Source organism: Streptomyces sp. NPDC058307, from assembly GCF_042880295.1.
GTDB lineage: Bacteria > Actinomycetota > Actinomycetes > Streptomycetales > Streptomycetaceae > Streptomyces.
Genome location: NZ_JBHVYZ010000026.1, coordinates 49,008 through 64,799, shown reverse-complemented (window position 1 = coordinate 64,799; position 15,792 = coordinate 49,008). Strand labels below are relative to the sequence as shown.

The 15,792-nt window shown below is 71.9% G+C and carries 16 protein-coding genes; 10 read left to right on the top strand and 6 right to left on the bottom strand.

Annotation, left to right across the window (positions count from 1 at the left end):
- Positions 1–14 precede the first annotated feature (14 nt).
- Positions 15–1,256, top strand: coding sequence for a threonine aldolase family protein (locus ACFVYN_RS20140; protein ID WP_390000276.1), 1,242 nt, complete (start codon positions 15–17; stop codon positions 1,254–1,256).
- Between the two features lie 18 nt (positions 1,257–1,274).
- Here the strand turns inward: ACFVYN_RS20140 and ACFVYN_RS20135 are convergent, their stop codons facing one another.
- Positions 1,275–1,946, bottom strand: a complete 672-nt coding sequence (locus ACFVYN_RS20135; RefSeq protein ID WP_020122558.1) for a response regulator transcription factor — start codon at positions 1,944–1,946, stop codon at positions 1,275–1,277.
- A gap of 81 nt (positions 1,947–2,027) precedes the next feature.
- The gene (locus ACFVYN_RS20130) at positions 2,028–3,230 is read right to left on the bottom strand and encodes a sensor histidine kinase (protein ID WP_390000273.1); all 1,203 of its coding nucleotides are present in this window, start codon (positions 3,228–3,230) and stop codon (positions 2,028–2,030) included.
- Positions 3,231–3,348: 118 nt separating this feature from the next.
- Between ACFVYN_RS20130 and ACFVYN_RS20125 the strand changes: the two genes are divergently transcribed.
- The gene (locus ACFVYN_RS20125; RefSeq protein ID WP_390000270.1) at positions 3,349–4,401 is read left to right on the top strand and encodes an SAM-dependent methyltransferase; all 1,053 of its coding nucleotides are present in this window, start codon (positions 3,349–3,351) and stop codon (positions 4,399–4,401) included.
- Here ACFVYN_RS20125 and ACFVYN_RS20120 read toward each other — a convergent pair.
- Positions 4,366–5,517, bottom strand: a complete 1,152-nt coding sequence (locus ACFVYN_RS20120; RefSeq protein WP_390000267.1) for an NADH-quinone oxidoreductase subunit D — start codon at positions 5,515–5,517, stop codon at positions 4,366–4,368. The two genes, ACFVYN_RS20125 and ACFVYN_RS20120, sit on opposite strands and share 36 nt — an antisense overlap.
- A 31-nt stretch (positions 5,518–5,548) precedes the next feature.
- On the opposite strand from ACFVYN_RS20120, the gene ACFVYN_RS20115 reads away from it, so the two are divergent.
- Positions 5,549–6,052 carry a PH domain-containing protein gene (locus ACFVYN_RS20115; RefSeq protein WP_390000264.1) on the top strand — a complete coding sequence of 168 codons (504 nt, stop codon included), beginning with the start codon at positions 5,549–5,551 and terminating at the stop codon, positions 6,050–6,052.
- Entirely contained in the window at positions 6,049–7,392 is a 1,344-nt protein-coding gene (locus ACFVYN_RS20110) for a PH domain-containing protein (RefSeq protein ID WP_390000261.1), read from the top strand. Before ACFVYN_RS20115 ends, ACFVYN_RS20110 begins: the two co-directional genes overlap by 4 nt.
- Positions 7,393–7,420: 28 nt before the next feature.
- Here ACFVYN_RS20110 and ACFVYN_RS20105 read toward each other — a convergent pair whose 3' ends face one another.
- Complete coding sequence (locus tag ACFVYN_RS20105) at positions 7,421–8,692, bottom strand: hypothetical protein (protein WP_390000258.1); 1,272 nt, start codon at positions 8,690–8,692, stop codon at positions 7,421–7,423.
- A gap of 141 nt (positions 8,693–8,833) precedes the next feature.
- Complete coding sequence (locus tag ACFVYN_RS20100) at positions 8,834–9,976, bottom strand: alpha/beta hydrolase (RefSeq protein ID WP_390000255.1); 1,143 nt, start codon at positions 9,974–9,976, stop codon at positions 8,834–8,836.
- Positions 9,977–10,150: 174 nt separating this feature from the next.
- On the opposite strand from ACFVYN_RS20100, the gene ACFVYN_RS20095 reads away from it, so the two are divergent.
- The 6 genes from ACFVYN_RS20095 (at position 10,151) to ACFVYN_RS20070 (ending at position 15,127) form a co-directional block, all read left to right on the top strand.
- On the top strand, positions 10,151–11,962 hold the full coding sequence (locus ACFVYN_RS20095) for a phosphatidylglycerol lysyltransferase domain-containing protein (protein ID WP_390000392.1): 1,812 nt from the start codon (positions 10,151–10,153) through the stop codon (positions 11,960–11,962).
- 50 nt (positions 11,963–12,012) lie between these two features.
- Complete coding sequence (folP, locus tag ACFVYN_RS20090; RefSeq protein ID WP_390000252.1) at positions 12,013–12,873, top strand: dihydropteroate synthase; 861 nt, start codon at positions 12,013–12,015, stop codon at positions 12,871–12,873.
- On the top strand, positions 12,870–13,373 hold the full coding sequence (locus ACFVYN_RS20085; protein WP_390000249.1) for a nuclear transport factor 2 family protein: 504 nt from the start codon (positions 12,870–12,872) through the stop codon (positions 13,371–13,373). Before folP ends, ACFVYN_RS20085 begins: the two co-directional genes overlap by 4 nt.
- 232 nt (positions 13,374–13,605) lie before the next feature.
- Positions 13,606–13,965, top strand: coding sequence for a dihydroneopterin aldolase (gene folB / locus ACFVYN_RS20080; protein ID WP_390000246.1), 360 nt, complete (start codon positions 13,606–13,608; stop codon positions 13,963–13,965).
- A complete protein-coding gene (gene folK, locus ACFVYN_RS20075; protein WP_390000244.1) occupies positions 13,962–14,573 on the top strand; it encodes a 2-amino-4-hydroxy-6-hydroxymethyldihydropteridine diphosphokinase in 612 nt (203 codons plus the stop codon). The genes folB and folK overlap by 4 nt, the downstream gene beginning before the upstream one ends.
- Positions 14,574–14,641: 68 nt before the next feature.
- Positions 14,642–15,127 (top strand): DUF3180 domain-containing protein, encoded by a 486-nt coding sequence (locus ACFVYN_RS20070; RefSeq protein WP_390000241.1) that lies wholly within the window; start codon positions 14,642–14,644, stop codon positions 15,125–15,127.
- 11 nt (positions 15,128–15,138) lie between these two features.
- Here ACFVYN_RS20070 and folE read toward each other — a convergent pair whose 3' ends face one another.
- Positions 15,139–15,744 (bottom strand): GTP cyclohydrolase I FolE, encoded by a 606-nt coding sequence (folE, locus tag ACFVYN_RS20065; RefSeq protein ID WP_390000238.1) that lies wholly within the window; start codon positions 15,742–15,744, stop codon positions 15,139–15,141.
- Positions 15,745–15,792: the final 48 nt, after the last annotated feature.

The window sequence follows — 15,792 nt, the reverse complement described above, 5'->3', positions numbered from 1 at the left end:
GACATGATCCGGGCATGACTGACACAGCGGAGCAGAGCGCGGAGCAGGCGGCGGACGAGGCCCGGCCGGAGCGACTCACGGAGGAGGAACGGCTCCTGCGCCGCCGCGCGCGGCGCCTCAGCGCCTACCAGAGCGCGGAGCGCACGCTGGCGCGTCTGGGACTGCTCGCGCCCCTCCGCGAGCGCCTGGCGCTGCTCGACGACGCGCACACGCTCTACGACCTGGACGAGCCGGGCGACCTCTACGGCAACGGCGTGGTCGCGGCCCTGGAGGAGAAGGTGGCGACGCTGCTCGGCAAGGAGGCCGCCGCCTTCTTCCCGACCGGCACGATGGCCCAGCAGGTGGCGCTGCGCTGCTGGGCGGGCCGTACCGGCAACCCCACCGTCGCCCTGCACGCCCTGGCCCACCCCGAGGTGCACGAGCGCGACGCCTTCAGGGAGGTCTCCGGTCTGCGCCCGGTCCCTGTGACGAGCGAACCGCGCCAGCCCACGGCCGACGAGATACGCGGCTTCGAGGAGCCCTTCGGGGCGCTGCTGCTGGAACTGCCCCTGAGGGACGCCGGTTTCGTGCTGCCCACCTGGGAGGAGCTCACCGAGGTCGTGGAGGCGGCGCGGGAGCGGGACGCGGTGGTGCATTTCGACGGGGCACGCCTGTGGGAGACCACTGTCCACTTCGACCGCCCCCTGGCCGAGATCGCGGACCTCGCGGACAGCGTCTACGTGTCGTTCTACAAGTCCTTCCAGGCCTTCGGCGGGGCCGCGCTCGCCGGCCCGAAGACCCTGATCGACGAGGCGAGGACCTGGCGGCACCGGTACGGCGGCGCGGTCTTCCAGCAGTTCCCGACCGTCCTGTCGGCCTTCGCCGGACTGGAACACGAACTGCCCAGGCTGCCGGAGTACGTGACCCACGCGCGTGTGGTGGCCGCCGCGCTGCGTGAGGGGTTCGCGCAGGCCGGGGTTCCATGGGCGCGGGTCCACCCCGAGGTGCCGCACACGTTCGACTTCCAGGTCTGGCTGCCGTACGGCGTCGACGAGCTCTCCGAGGCGGCGATCCGGCAGTCGGAGGAGACGGGGACGGCCCTGTTCATGAACGCCTGGGACGAGAAGGGCCCGGGCCTGTCCATGACCGAGGTCTACGTCCGTGCCGCCGCCCTGGTGTGGACGGCGGCCGATGTGAAGGCGGCGGTCGCCGACTTCGTCGCCCGGCTGCGGGAGGTCGGCGGCCAGGAAGTCGGCGGCCGGCGAGTCGGCAGCTAGAGAGTCGGCGGCCGTCTCTCAGCCCTGCCCTCCCGCGCGCACCAGCCCCGTCTCGTAGGCGAGGACCACCACCTGTACCCGGTCCCTGAGGCCGAGCTTGGTCAGGATGCGGCCGACATGCGTCTTCACCGTCGCCTCGGACAGCACCAGCCGGGCCGCGATCTCGCCGTTGGACAGCCCCTGCGCGACGAGCACCATGACCTCGCGTTCGCGGCCGGTGAGCCGCTCCAGTTCCTTGTGCTGGGGCTCCTTGCCGGTGGTGGGCAGCATGGGTGCGAACCGGTCGAGCAGGCGCCGGGTCGTCGAGGGGGCGACCACGGCGTCACCGCTGTGCACCGAGCGGATCGCGGTGAGCAGTTCGCCGGGGGGCACGTCCTTGAGCATGAAGCCGGAGGCACCCGCCTTCAGCCCGGAGAAGGCGTACTCGTCGAGGTCGAAGGTGGTCAGGATCAGCACCTTCGGCGGGTCGGGCTCCGAGCAGATGCGGCGGGTGGCCTCCACACCGTCGAGCTTCGGCATGCGGACGTCCATCAGGACCACGTCCACGGCGGTCGAGCGCAGCACCTGGAGGGCCTCCACACCGTCCCCCGCCTCCGCGACGACCTCCATGTCCGGCTGGGCTGCGAGCACCATCCGGAACCCGGTGCGCAGCAGCACCTGGTCGTCGACGAGCATCACGCGGATCGTCATCGGGCCTCTTCCGTTTCCTCGGGGTCGTTCGGCAGGTCGCCAGGGGGCGTGACAGGTGTCAACAGGGGGCGTGCGTGGGCGTCAATGCGCCGGTTTGAGCGGCAGCAGCGCACTGATGCGGAATCCTCCGCCGGGGCGGGGGCCCGCGTCCAGGGTGCCGCCGACCATGCCGACCCGCTCGCGCATGCCGATCAGGCCGTGGCCGGCTCCGTCGGCGCCGCCCTCCTCGTACAGCTCGTGCGGGGCGCCCTTGCCGTCGTCCTCGACGAGCAGGCCGAGACCGTCGTCGAAGTAGACCAGGCGCACGCTCGCGCCCGCGTTCGGGCCGCCGTGCTTGCGCGTGTTGGTGAGCGCCTCCTGCACGATGCGGTACGCGGTGAGCTCGACGCCGCTGGGCAGCGGGCGCGGGGTGCCCTCGACCTTGAAGTCGACGGGGAGCCCGGAGCCGCGGCACTGGTCGACGAGGTCCTCGATCTGCTCGACGTCGGGCTGCGGGACGTACTCACCGCCCTCCTGGTGCTCGCCGGTGCGCAGTACGCCCAGCAGGCGGCGCATCTCGGCGAGCGCCTGGCGGCCGGTCGAGGAGATGGTCTCCAGGGCCTTCTTGGCCTGGTCGGGCGCGGCGTCGAGGACATAGGCGGCGCCGTCGGCCTGGACGACCATGACGGACACGTTGTGCGCGACGACGTCGTGCAGTTCGCGGGCGATCCGGGCGCGCTCGGCGGCGACGGCGACCTTGGCCTGTGCCTCGCGCTCCTTCTCCAGGCGGGCGTTGCGCTCCTCGAGCTGCGCGAAGTAGGCGCGGCGGGTGCGGATCGAGTCGCCGAGGACCCAGGCGAGGGCGAAGGGCACGGTCTGGAAGATCATGAGGGCGACGTTGCCGAGGGCGCTGGTGTTGTCGTTCCACCAGCGCAGCTGCGCCACGGGAGCCGCGCACAGGCCGATCGTCAGCGCCAGCCGGGAGGCCCAGCGGGCCCCCGTGGCGGCCACGGTGTAGACGATCACCAGGAAGGCGAAGTCGGCGGACGTGGTCTCCACGTCCAGCGCGATCTGTGCGACACCGAGCCCGATGGCCAGCAGCAGCATCCGCTCCGGCATGCGTCTGCGCAGCGCTGTCACCAGGCACAGCAGCAGAACGATGGGAACGATCGCCAGGGGGGACTCGGTCCCCCGGGACTCCCCACGGGTGGTTTCGCTCGCGAGCGAGATCCCGAGCAGGAAGACGGCCCAGAAGACGTCGACCCCTGTCGGGTGCCTGCGGAGGAAGTCATAGAGGCGTTGCACGTAACCCAGCGTAGGGAAGCGTGGTGTGTGCAGGGGTCAACCGGAGGACCGATCCCTACCGCCCGTGCGTACTCCCCAAGGTGGAGGCCCCGTTCCCCTGTGCGCCTAGCCTGACGACGTGACCGATGACACGACGGGCGACTGGACCGGCTGGCGGGCCGCCACCGAGGCCGCGCTCTACGGCCCGGACGGCTTCTACCGCAGGCCGGAGGGGCCCGCCGGACACTTCCGTACGTCCGTGCACGCCTCCCCGTTGTTCGCGGATGCCGTGGCCCGGCTGCTGTGCCGCCTCGACGAGGCGCTGGGCCGGCCCGCCCGGCTCGACCTCGTCGACATGGCCGCGGGGCGGGGCGAGTTGGCCACCGGTGTCCTCGCCGCGCTGCCCGCGGAGGTGAACGCCCGCACGCGCGTGTGCGCCGTCGAGGTCACCGACCGCCCGGCCGCCCTCGATCACCGGATCGAGTGGCTGTCCGAACCGCCGGAGAACATCACCGGGCTGCTGTTCGCCAACGAATGGCTGGACAACGTACCCGTGGAGATCGCCGAGACGGACGCCTCAGGCGTACCGCGACGGGTGCTCGTACGACGCGACGGCCGCGAACGTCTGGGGGAACCGGTGGCCGGTGCGGAGGCCGAGTGGCTGGACCGGTGGTGGCCGCTGCCGGCCGAGGAGGGCCTGCGGGCCGAGATCGGCCTGCCCCGGGACGAGGCGTGGGCGTCGGCGAGCGCCACGGTGGAGCGGGGGCTGGCGGTCGCCGTCGACTACGCGCACACGGTGTCCTCGCGCCCCCTCTTCGGGACGCTCACCGGCTTCCGCGAGGGGCGCGAGACGGCACCCGTACCGGACGGGTCGTGCGACCTCACCGCCCATGTGGCGCTGGACGCGTGCGCGCTGGCCGGAGGGCGCGTGCGGACCCAGCGCGATGCCCTGCGCGCCCTGGGCATCGAAGGCGCACGCCCCCCGCTCTCACTGGCGACCACGCAACCCGCGGAGTACGTACGTGCCCTCGCGCGCGCCGGACAGGCCGCCGAGCTCACCGCGGCGGGCGGGCTCGGCGACTTCGGCTGGCTGCTCCAGCCGGTGGATCTGCGCGTCGGATTTCCGGACGCACCCCCGCGCGACCCGCTCGCGGAGCTACTTGTCGATGTCCCCGACCACGAAGAACAGTGACCCCAGGATCGCCACCATGTCCGCGACCAGCGTGCCCGGCAGCAGCTCGACCAGCGCCTGGATGTTGTTGTACGACGCCGAGCGCAGCTTCAGCCGGTACGGGGTCTTCTCGCCCTTGCTGACGAGGTAGTAGCCGTTGATGCCGAGCGGGTTCTCGGTCCACGCGTACGTGTGCCCCTCGGGCGCCTTGAGGACCTTGGGCAGGCGCTGGTTGATCGGCCCGGGCGGCAGCTCGGCGAGCCGGTCCAGGCAGGCGTCGGCGAGGTCGAGGGCGTTGTGGGTCTGCTCCAGGAGGACCTCGAAGCGGGCCAGGCAGTCGCCCTCCTCGCGGGTCACCACCTTCAGGGTGTCCTGGAGCTCCCCGTAGGCCAGGTACGGCTCGTCGCGGCGCAGGTCGAGGTCGACGCCCGAGGCGCGCGCGACGGGCCCGCTGACGCCGTACGCGTGGACGGTCCCCGGGGCGAGGACGCCCACGTCCCTGGTGCGCCCCCGGAAGATCTCGTTGCCGAGCACCAGGTCGTCGAAGCGGTCCATGCGCGAGCGCACGGCGGAGACCGCGGCACGCGCGCGTGTGCTCCAGCCGGCCGGCAGGTCCTCCTTGAGGCCGCCGACGCGGTTGAACATGTAGTGCATCCGGCCGCCGGAGACCTCCTCCATGACGTTCTGGAGGACCTCCCGCTCCCGGAACGCGTAGAAGACCGGGGTGATGCCGCCGAGTTCCAGCGGATACGAGCCCAGGAACATCAGGTGGTTCAGCACCCGGTTGAGCTCGGCGAGCAGCGTGCGCGTCCACACCGCGCGCGTGGGGACCTCCATGCCGAGCATGCGCTCCACGGCGAGGACCACGCCCAGCTCGTTGGAGAAGGCCGACAGCCAGTCGTGGCGGTTGGCGAGCATGATGATCTGGCGGTAGTCGCGCGCCTCGAAGAGCTTCTCGGCGCCGCGGTGCATGTAGCCGATCACCGGCTCCGCGCTCATGATGCGCTCGCCGTCCAGGACCAGCCTCAGGCGCAGTACGCCATGGGTGGACGGGTGCTGCGGTCCGATGTTGAGCACCATGTCGGTGCTCTCCGCGGCGCCGCCGATGCCGACCGTGGTCTCCGTCGTAGGAGTCATGGACACAGTCTCTCCTACGTACGCTGGCCCCATGGAGACGGGGAGCGGGCACGACACGGAGGTCGCCGGCGACGAACCGGTGTGGACCGGGCTGCCGCGGGGGCTGCTGCGGATGCGGCGGCTGTTGCTGGTGGTGTGGCTGGGACTGCTCGCGGTGGCCCTGGGGCTGCTGCTCGGGCTGCTGTGCGGGCCCCTCTGGGCGGGCTTCGCGCTGCTGCCGCTCGCCCTCATGGGCTGGGGCTGGGTGCTGCTCGGCCGCAACTGGCGTTCCTGGCGCTACGCCGAGCGCGCCGACGACCTGCTGATCAGCCGGGGCGTGCTGTGGCGCGAGGAGACCGTCGTGCCCTACGGCCGCATGCAGCTGGTGGAGGTCACCTCGGGGCCGGTGGAGCGGCACTTCGGGCTGGCCAGCGTCCAGCTGCACACCGCCGCCGCGGCGACCGACGCGACCATCCCCGGCCTCGTCCCGGCCGAGGCGGAGCGGCTGCGCGACCGGCTCACCGAACTCGGCGAGGCCCGATCGGCGGGGCTGTGACGGCGCTGGGCGTCGACGACGCCGTAGCGGAGAAGCCGGAGAGGGAACCTGTCGCCGAGCGGCGGCTGCATCCCATAACGCCGCTCAGGCGGGCGTGGGCACCGGTCGCCGTCGTCATCGGGTGGGCCGTGCACGACCCCGACCAGGCGCAGCGCCAGCTGACCCGGCTGACGACCACCGCGCTGCTGATCGCCCTCGCCGTCATCATCCCGGCCGCCGCCCTGTACGGCTTCCTCACCTGGTGGTTCACCCACTTCGCGGTGACCGACAGCGAACTGCGCATAAGGACCGGGCTGTTGTTCCGGCGCACCGCGCACATCCGGCTTGAGCGGATTCAGGCGATCGACGTCACCCAGCCGCTCCTCGCGCGCGTGGCGGGTGTCGCCAAGCTCCGGCTGGACGTCGTCGGCACCGACAAGAAGGACGAACTGGCCTTCCTCGGGGAGCGCGAGGCGCGGGACCTGCGCGCGGAACTCCTCGCGCGCGCCGCCGGGTTCGCCCCCGAGACCGCGCACGAGGTCGGTGAGGCTCCGGCGCGCGAGCTGATGCGCACGCCTCCGCGCGATCTCGCGCTCTCCCTCGTGCTGACGGGCGCCACCTGGGGCACGCTGGTCGCCACCCTCGTCGTACCGTCGCTGCTCTGGATGGCCACCCACAGCCTGTGGACGGTCCTCGCGACCGCCGTACCGCTGCTCGGCGCGGCGGGGGCGAGCAGCGTGGGGCGGTTCGTCACCGAGTACGACTGGACGGTGGGCGAGTCCCCTGACGGGCTGCGCATCGACCACGGCCTCCTGGACCGCACCCACGAGACGGTGCCGCCGGGGCGCGTGCAGACCGTACGGATCGTGGAGCCGCTGCTGTGGCGGCGGCGCGGCTGGGTGCGCGTCGAACTGGACGTCGCCGGGTCGTCCAACTCCGTGCTGGTGCCGGTCGCCCCGCGCGAGGTCGCCGAGGCGGTCGTCGCGCGCGTGCTGCCCGGGGTGACCGTGCCGCCGCTGCAGGCGCTGTCACGGCCCCCGCGGCGGGCCCGCCGGTGCGTGCCGCTGTGGTGGCGCGGCCACGGACTCACCGTCACCGACGCGGTGTTCGCCTCCCGTCAGGGGCTGCTGCGTCGGCGCCTGTCGCTCGTCCCGCACGCGAAGGTCCAGAGCGTACGGCTCACGCAGGGGCCCTGGGAGCGGCTGTGGCGGGTCGCCGACGTGCAGGTGGACACGGGAGCGAACAAGACCGTCACGGCCCGTCTGAGGGACGCTCAGGAGGCCGCGGAGCTCCTCGGGGCGCAGGCGGAGCGGTCACGGACGGGACGCAGAGGGGCACGGCCCGACCGCTGGATGGTCTGACCGTGCCCCGAGAGCATCTGCGGGTCCGTCAGGAGACCGCGCTGCGCAGTCCCTGTACGTCGATCTGTTCCGTCTCGTCGTGGGCCGTCAGGTCGATGACCTGGCCGACGCCCCGCGACTCCTCGCCGGCCGGCTTGAACTCCGCCTCCGCCTCGGCCTTGTGCAGGGCGAGGGCCTCCTGGCCGACGACGTCGGCGAGGTCCTCGTTCTGCACGGCCTCCAGGGCGTCCCGCGAGGCCCCCGACTTCGTGCCGAAGAAGTCGAACCCGCCCTCGACGCGCGGGCGTCGCACGGGAGCCGCGGGTGCGACCGCCACGGCGGTCGGCGCGATGAAGTGCCCGGCGGGCCGCTGCTGCGGCTGGGCGGCGGCTCTCGCCGTGGTGGTGGCGGCCGCACGCTCATGCACGTCGGCCGCCTCGGGCTTCCCCCGCGCCTCGTCCTCCTGCGCGGCCTCCGCCCCGGTACCGGCGGTGTCCGCCGGTACGGAACCGGCGTTCGCCGGCTGTCCCTGGTCGACCTCGGGATCGGCGTCGTCCTTGGCCTTCGTCCTGACGGCCCCGTCGCCGCCCTCGTCGAGCCGCCTCAGCGCCTCGTTCGCCCGCAGGAACAGCCGGGAGCCCTCCGGGGAGAAGATCGCGGGCCGCTCCGGCTTCTCCTCCGAAACATCCGGGGCCTCCGAAACCTCCGGGGCCTCCGAAGCCTTCGAAACCTCCGCGGTCTCTGAAGCTTCCGCTCCGTCCGCGGCCTCCGCGGCATCCGAAGCTTCCGTCTCGGGCCCGTCCTCGGCAGCCACCGCCACGGTCTGCGCGTCGGCCCGCTCCGCCGACGGCAGCGCACGTGCCGGGGCGGCCTCTATCTCCAGCAGCCGGCGGCCCTCCAGGGCGCTCGCCCGCTCGGTCTCCGCCGTGGCGTACCGCCGCAGCAGCGCCGCGTGTTCGTTGCGCAGGCCCGCCAGCTCCGCGCGCTTGGCCCGCAGCCGCTGCTCCAGCTTGACGCGCAGCTCCCGCGACTCCTCGAGGTCGGTCTCGAGTTCGGCGACGCGCTCCTCGTGCCGCCACTCGTCGCTCGCACGCGCGCGCGTGAGGTCGGCGACCTGCTTGCCCGCCTGCGCGTCCCAACGGCGCATGACGGCCGCCCCGACGACCGCGACCGCCGCGGCGAACGCGGCTATGACGCGCAGCACGGCCTGTTGCGAGAACACCCAGGGGCCGAAGGCGCAGACGAGGGAGACGCCTGCGATCGCCGACGGAGGCAGCAGCCTGTGCAGAGGCGGGGAATGGCGGTGACGTCCACGTGGCATGGCCAGAAACTTACCGCGAGTAGGCGAACCGTGGTGCCCCGCCCCGTAAAAACGCCGCCACCCCGCTGCCTTCACACGACACAGGAATCGGAAGAGCCGCCGAATTCGGCGTATTGATCACTCACCTCGATCACTCACCGCTCACTCGTCGCTCGCCGATCGGCCACTCAGCCGTTCGCCGACCCACTCCAAGGTCGCCGGGATCTCCCGCCGCCAGGTGTTGAAGTTGTGCCCGCCGCTTTCGAGGATGATCGACGAGATCCGGGTCGTTTCCGTCGCCTTCACCCGCTCTATGAACTTCAACGTGTCCTTGTAGTTCGCCTCGCCCACCTTGCTGCTGCTGACGAGCAGTGAGGTGTCGGGCGCGGGCAGGTGTGTGAGGCACCACCACAGATCGGCCCGGCCGCGCAGCACCTTGTCGCCGTGGAAGAGGTCGCCCGTGGTGGGGTCGACGGGCGCCTTGTAGTACGGGGACAGGCCCGCCCCCGCGGCGTATACCTTGGGGTGGTGCATGGCCAGCTTGAGCGCGCAGTACCCGCCCGTGGAGTCCCCGATGATTCCCCAGCTCCCCGGTTCCCTGCCCACCCGGTAGTGCTCGGTCACCGCTTCGGGGAGGTCCTTCGCGAAGAACGACTCGGTCTGCGGACCGTCCGGAACGTCCGCGCACTCGGTGTCGCGCGGCGGCGCCACCGTCGGCCGCAGCATCACCAGGATCATCGGCTGCATACGGCCGTCCTTGGCGAGTTCCAGAGCCGTGCGCGGATAGTGGAGTTTGTCCACCAGCGCTCTCGCGGTGCCCGGATAACCGGTGAGCACGACGGCTGCCGGGAAGGTGCGCGTCCGATAGCGCGCCTGGAAATACTCCGGCGGCAGATAGACGTACGCGGGACTGGCGATGTGGCTCGTGGGGCCGACGATGTCGACCTTCTGTATCTGCCCGACCGACGACGGCCGAAAGCCGCCCCTGCCGGGCACGTCCCCGACCTCGGTCACTCTCAGGGGCCCGCTCGACCGGATACCCGGGGTGTGGTCGACCACCACACCCTGGTCGGTCTCCCGGCCGAACAGGTCGGCCCAGGAGGCGTAGAACCCGAAGGCGTGGTTGGCGGCGAGGCCCGCCGAGACGAAGAGCATGAACTGCGTCGCGAGCAGCAGCCCGATGCGGCCGCCGACGGTCCGCCAGCCGCGGCGCGCCAGTCGTGGCCAGAACCACACCGTGCCGGCGAACAGCGCCATGGCGGTCAAAACCGCTGCCACCAGCGTGTTGTTGTTCGTGAGACCCATTGCTTGCTTCCGCTTTCCTCTGCCTTTGAAACGGCTTTGAGGAGGTGAGTGAACCTCTCCCCCCGAGACACCGTCCTAGAGGGCGCAATGTCGCCGGATGCCCGAATCGGAGCTCCGGATCCAGAGTCACTCGCAGAACCATGGGATGCGATGTCTGTCAGGACAGATGAGGAAATGTCGGGCGGGGTTCCGATCCGATCAACACGGCTGCGGCGTGCACTGCACGGGCCGCGCCCCGAGGCCGTCCCCGTCCTCGTCGCCAGAGCCTGCGCGCTCGTAGGCCTGCTGGACGTCGCCGCCGGCGTCTTCCCGCGCTTCCGGCACAGCCGTATGCACACCATGGCCGAGGTACTGCCCGGTGCGCTCGGCCCGTTCGCGGCCGCGCTCTCGCTCAGCACCGGCGTGCTGTTGCTGCTGCTCGCCCACGGCCTCAGGCGCCACAAGCGCCGGGCCTGGCGGGCGGCCGTGGTGCTGCTGCCGGCGGGCGCGCTGGCGCAGTTCACGTACCGTCACTCCCTCGTCGGGGCGGCCATCTCGCTCGCCCTGCTCGCCCCGCTGCTGCGCCACCGCGACCAGTTCAGGGCGCTGCCCGACCCGCGCAGCCGCTGGCGCGCACTCGCCAACTTCGTCCTCATGGGCGCCGGTTCCCTCGTCCTCGGGCTGATCATCGTCAGCGTCCACCCGAACCGCCTGGTCGGCGACCCGAGCCTGGCCGATCGCCTTACGCACGTCCTGTACGGCCTGTTCGGCTTCGAGGGGCCGGTCGACTACCAGGGCGACACCTCGTGGACCGTCGGCGCCTCCCTGGGCGCCCTGGGCCTGCTCACGGCGATCACGACGATCTACCTCGCCTTCCGTCCCGAGCACCCCGCCGCACAGCTCACCGAGGAGGACGAGTCCCGTCTCAGGGCGCTGTTGGCCAAGCACGGCGGCCGCGACTCCCTCGGCCACTTCGCGCTGCGCCGCGACAAAGCCGTCGTCTTCTCCCCCAGCGGCAAGGCGGCGGTGACCTACCGCGTCGTCTCCGGCGTGATGCTCGCCAGCGGCGACCCGATCGGTGACGTGGAGGCCTGGCCCGGCGCCATCGAGCGCTTCATGGACGAGGCCAGGGCGCACTCCTGGACGCCCGCCGTCATGGGCTGCTCGGAGACCGGCGGCGAGGTCTGGACCCGGGAGACCGGCCTGGACGCCCTCGAACTGGGCGACGAGGCGGTGGTCGACGTCGCGGATTTCTCGCTCGCCGGCCGCGCGATGCGCAATGTCCGCCAGATGGTCAAGCGCATCGAGCGGGCCGGTTACGAGACCCGCGTACGGCGCGTCCGTGACCTCGGGGAGACCGAGCTGGAGCGGATCCGGCAGGCCGCCGACGACTGGCGCGGCACCGACACCGAGCGCGGCTTCTCGATGGCCCTGGGCCGCATCGGCGACCTGGCCGACGGCGACTGCCTCATCGCCACCGCCCACAAGGCCGACGACCAGCCCGGTCTCTACGGCGATCTCAAGGCGATCCTGCACTTCGTTCCGTGGGGCACGGACGGCGTCTCCCTGGACCTGATGCGGCGGGACCGGTCGGCGGACCCCGGCATGAACGAACTGCTGATCGTGGCGGCCCTCCAGGCGGCCCCGAAGCTCGGCATCACGCGCGTGTCACTCAACTTCGCGATGTTCCGCGCGGCGCTGGCACGCGGCGAGAAGATCGGCGCGGGCCCGGTGCTGCGCGCCTGGCGGGGCCTGCTGGTCTTCCTGTCCCGCTGGTTCCAGATCGAGTCCCTGTACAAGTTCAACGCGAAGTTCCAGCCCCGCTGGGAGCCCCGCTTCGTCGTGTACCGGGCCTCCGGCGATCTGCCGCGCATCGGCTTCGCCGCCATGCAGGCCGAGGGCTTCGTCAACCTCGCCCTCCCGCTGCCGCGCTTCCTGCGCCGCCGCACGCACACCGCACGCGCGTGTGCCCACGCGGTCGCGGAACGGGACGTCAGAGCGGCCTGACCCACCGGCCGCGCGGCCCCGCCGCTCCACGCGGGGCCTAGGCTGAACGCATGAGCAAGCAGAGCGGACGCGGGCGCGTCGCCGGCCTTCCGGAACGGGACCGCTGCGCGGTCATGGGAGTCGTGAACGTCACCCCCGACTCCTTCTCCGACGGCGGCCGCTGGTTCGACACGGCGGCCGCCGTCAAGCACGGCCTCGCCCTCGCCGAGGAGGGCGCCGACCTCGTCGACGTCGGCGGCGAGTCCACCCGCCCGGGCGCCACCCGCGTCGACGAGGCCGAGGAGCTGCGGCGCGTCATCCCCGTCGTCCGCGGTCTCGCCGCCGAGGGCGTCACCGTCTCCGTCGACACCATGCGCGCGCGCGTCGCCGAACAGGCCCTCGCCGCCGGCGCGGCCCTCGTCAACGACGTCAGCGGCGGCCTCGCCGATCCCGCGATGATCCCGGTCGTCGCCGACGCGGGCGCCCCCTTCGTCGTCATGCACTGGCGCGGCTTCCTGGAGGGCGGCAACGTCAGGGGCGTCTACGCCGACGTCGTCGCCGAGGTCGTCGACGAGCTCCACGCGCGTGTGGACGCCGTCCTCGCGGGCGGCATCTCTCCCGACCGGGTGATCGTCGACCCGGGCCTCGGCTTCTCCAAGGACGCCGAGCACGACCTGGTCCTCCTCTCGCACCTCGACCGCCTCCTCGGCCTCGGCCACCCCCTCCTCGTCGCCGCCTCCCGCAAGCGCTTCCTCGGCCGTGTCCTCGCCGGCCCGGGGGCCGCCCCGCCGCCCGCGCGGGAGCGCGACGCCGCCACGGCCGCCGTCTCCGCCCTCGCGGCGTACGCCGGCGCGTGGGCGGTGCGCGTGCACGAGGTGCGCGCCACGGCCGACGCGGTACGGGTCGCCCGTGCCGTGGAGGGAGCCCGGTGAGCGCCCCCCACACCGACGTGGAGCAGGTGGAAGCCGCCAACACCGCCTTCTACGAGGCTCTGGAGCGCGGCGACTTCGAGGAGCTGTCCTCGTTCTGGCTCACCCCTGCCGACCTGGGCGTCGACGAGAGCTACCACGACCCGGCGGACGTCGGCGTGGTCTCCTGCGTGCACCCCGGCTGGCCCGTGCTGACCGGGCGCGGCGAGGTCCTGCGGTCGTACGCGCTGATCATGGCGAACACGGACTACATCCAGTTCTTCCTCACGGACGTACACGTCTCGGTGACCGGCGACACCGCCCTGGTGACCTGCACCGAGAACATCCTCAGCGGCGGCCCGGCGCCCGAGGGCGGCGAGGAGCTCGGCCCGCTCGTCGGCCAGCTGGTGGTCGCCACGAACGTGTTCCGCCGCACCTCTGAGGGCTGGAAGATGTGGTCCCACCACGCCTCCCCGGTGCTGGCCGAGAACGGCGAGGACGAGGACGAGGAAGCTCCTTCCTGAGCCGCCTTCCTGAGCCGACTCCTGAACCGCCTTCCTGACCCGCCTTCCTGACCCGTCCGGACCAAGAAGTGGTTGGGATCACCGACCCCCGGGTATGGGCGGCTACCAGCCCGTGAGCAGCGCCCCCGTGGACCGGGCCTGTCAGTGCTCGCAGGTAGATTCGTTCGAGGCCGGGGTACCGCCCGCACACGGTACGGACCGGCCGTCACCGACGATTGCAGGAGTGATTCGCGTGGATCGTGTCGCGCTGCGCGGCCTCAAGGCCCGCGGGCACCACGGGGTGTTCCCCGAGGAGCGCGAGGAGGGCCAGACCTTCGTCGTGGATGTCGTCCTCGGGCTGGACACCCGGCCGGCCGCCGCCGACGACGACCTGACGAAGACCGTGCACTACGGCATCGTGGCGGAGGAGGTCGTGGCCGTCGTCCAGGGCGAGCCCGTGAACCTCGTCGAGACGCTCGCCGAGCGCATCGCCCAGGTCTGTCTGAAGCACCAGCGGGTAGAGGAGGTCGAGGTCAGGGTCCACAAACCCGACGCACCGATCACCGTGCCCTTCGACGACGTGACCGTCACCATCACCCGGAGCCGAGTATGACCGCGTCCTTCGCCGCGGGTCACAGCGACCCGACCGTACAGCCGGTGCCCGCCTCCGTCGTGCAGCGGGTGGACGCCGCCGACGTCACTCTCCACAACCCCAAGCGCGCCGTGCTCTCCCTCGGTTCCAACCTCGGCAACCGTCTGGAGACCCTCCAGGGGGCCGTCGACGCCCTGGAGGACACACCCGGTGTCCGCGTCAAGGCCGTCTCCCCGGTCTACGAGACCGAGCCGTGGGGCGTGGCCGCCGACAGCCAGCCGTCGTACTTCAACGCGGTCGTGGTGCTGAAGACCACACTCCCCCCGTCCTCCCTGCTGGAGCGGGCGCACGCGGTGGAGGAGGCCTTCAACCGGGTGCGGGACGAGCGCTGGGGCCCGCGCACCCTCGACGTCGACATCGTCACGTACGCCGAGGTGGTCTCCGACGATCCGGTCCTCACCCTGCCGCACCCCCGCGCCCACGAGCGCGCGTTCGTGCTCGCCCCCTGGCACGACGTGGATCCCGAGGCACAACTGCCCGGCCGCGGCCCGGTCGCCGCACTCCTCGGCACCGTCACGCGAAACGGCGTGGAACCCCGCGAGGACCTGGAACTCCGGCTGCCCGAATAGCCGTTAAGGTCAAGACGACCACAGTCCGTGGGACCGCCCAAGGACCTCGGGGGAGCTGAAGGGGCACCGTGAAAGAGCTGCGCATCAGGCTGCTGGCCGGCGTGTTCGTCGTGGCCGGGCTCCTGTCCTGGGCGGGCGCCCGCCTGTGGAACTCGGTCGGGACCCTGCCCAGCGTCCCGCTGGCCGCCCCCATCGTCCTCGCCCTGATCGCCGTGGTCCTGATGGCCACGGCGCTCTCCCTGCGCGCCCGCCTGAAGGCCCAGCGCGAGCGCGTCCCCGAGGCCAAGGGCGTCGACCCCCTGATGGCGGCCCGCGCGGTCGTCTTCGGCCAGGCCAGCGCCCTGGTCGCCGCTCTCGTCTCCGGCATGTACGGCGGCACCGGCGTCTTCCTCCTGGAATCCCTCGACATCCCCGCCCGCCGCGACCAGGCCATCTACGCCGGCTTCTCGGTCCTCGCGGGCATCGCGGTGATAGCGGCGGCGATCTTCCTGGAGCGCGTGTGCAAGCTGCCGGAGGACGACGACCACAACACCGGGGCCCCGTCGGCGGCCTGACAGGCCGAGCGTCAGCGCGCCAGTATGAGGCTCATCGCCTCGTTCCGCGTCGCCGCGTCCCGCAGCTGACCGCGTACGGCCGAGGTGAGCGTCTTGGCGCCGGGCTTGCGGATGCCCCGCATCGACATGCACATGTGCTCGCACTCCACGACGACGATCACGCCGCGCGGCTCCAGGATCTCCATCAGGGAGTCCGCGATCTGCGTGGTGAGTCGTTCCTGCACCTGCGGCCGGCGGGCGTAGACGTCCACGAGCCGGGCCAGCTTGGACAGTCCCGTGATCTTGCCGGTGGTGGCCGGAATGTATCCGACGTGAGCGACGCCCCGGAACGGCACGAGGTGATGCTCACAGGTCGAGTACACCTCGATGTCCTTCACCAGCACCATCTCGTCGTGCCCCAGGTCGAACGTCGTGGTCAGCACGTCCTCGGGCTTCTGCCACAGCCCCGCGAATATCTCCCGGTAGGCCCGCGCCACCCGCCCCGGCGTCTCCCGGAGCCCCTCGCGGTCCGGATCCTCGCCGACCGCGATCAGGAGCTCGCGAACGGCGTTCTCGGCGCGCTTCTCGTCGAACTCGCCGATGGAGCCCTCGCCGTCGAGCGTCACGGGGTCGGTCATCTGGTGCCTCGATCTCCTAGAGTCCTCACGGCCGAAAAACGCCGCAGC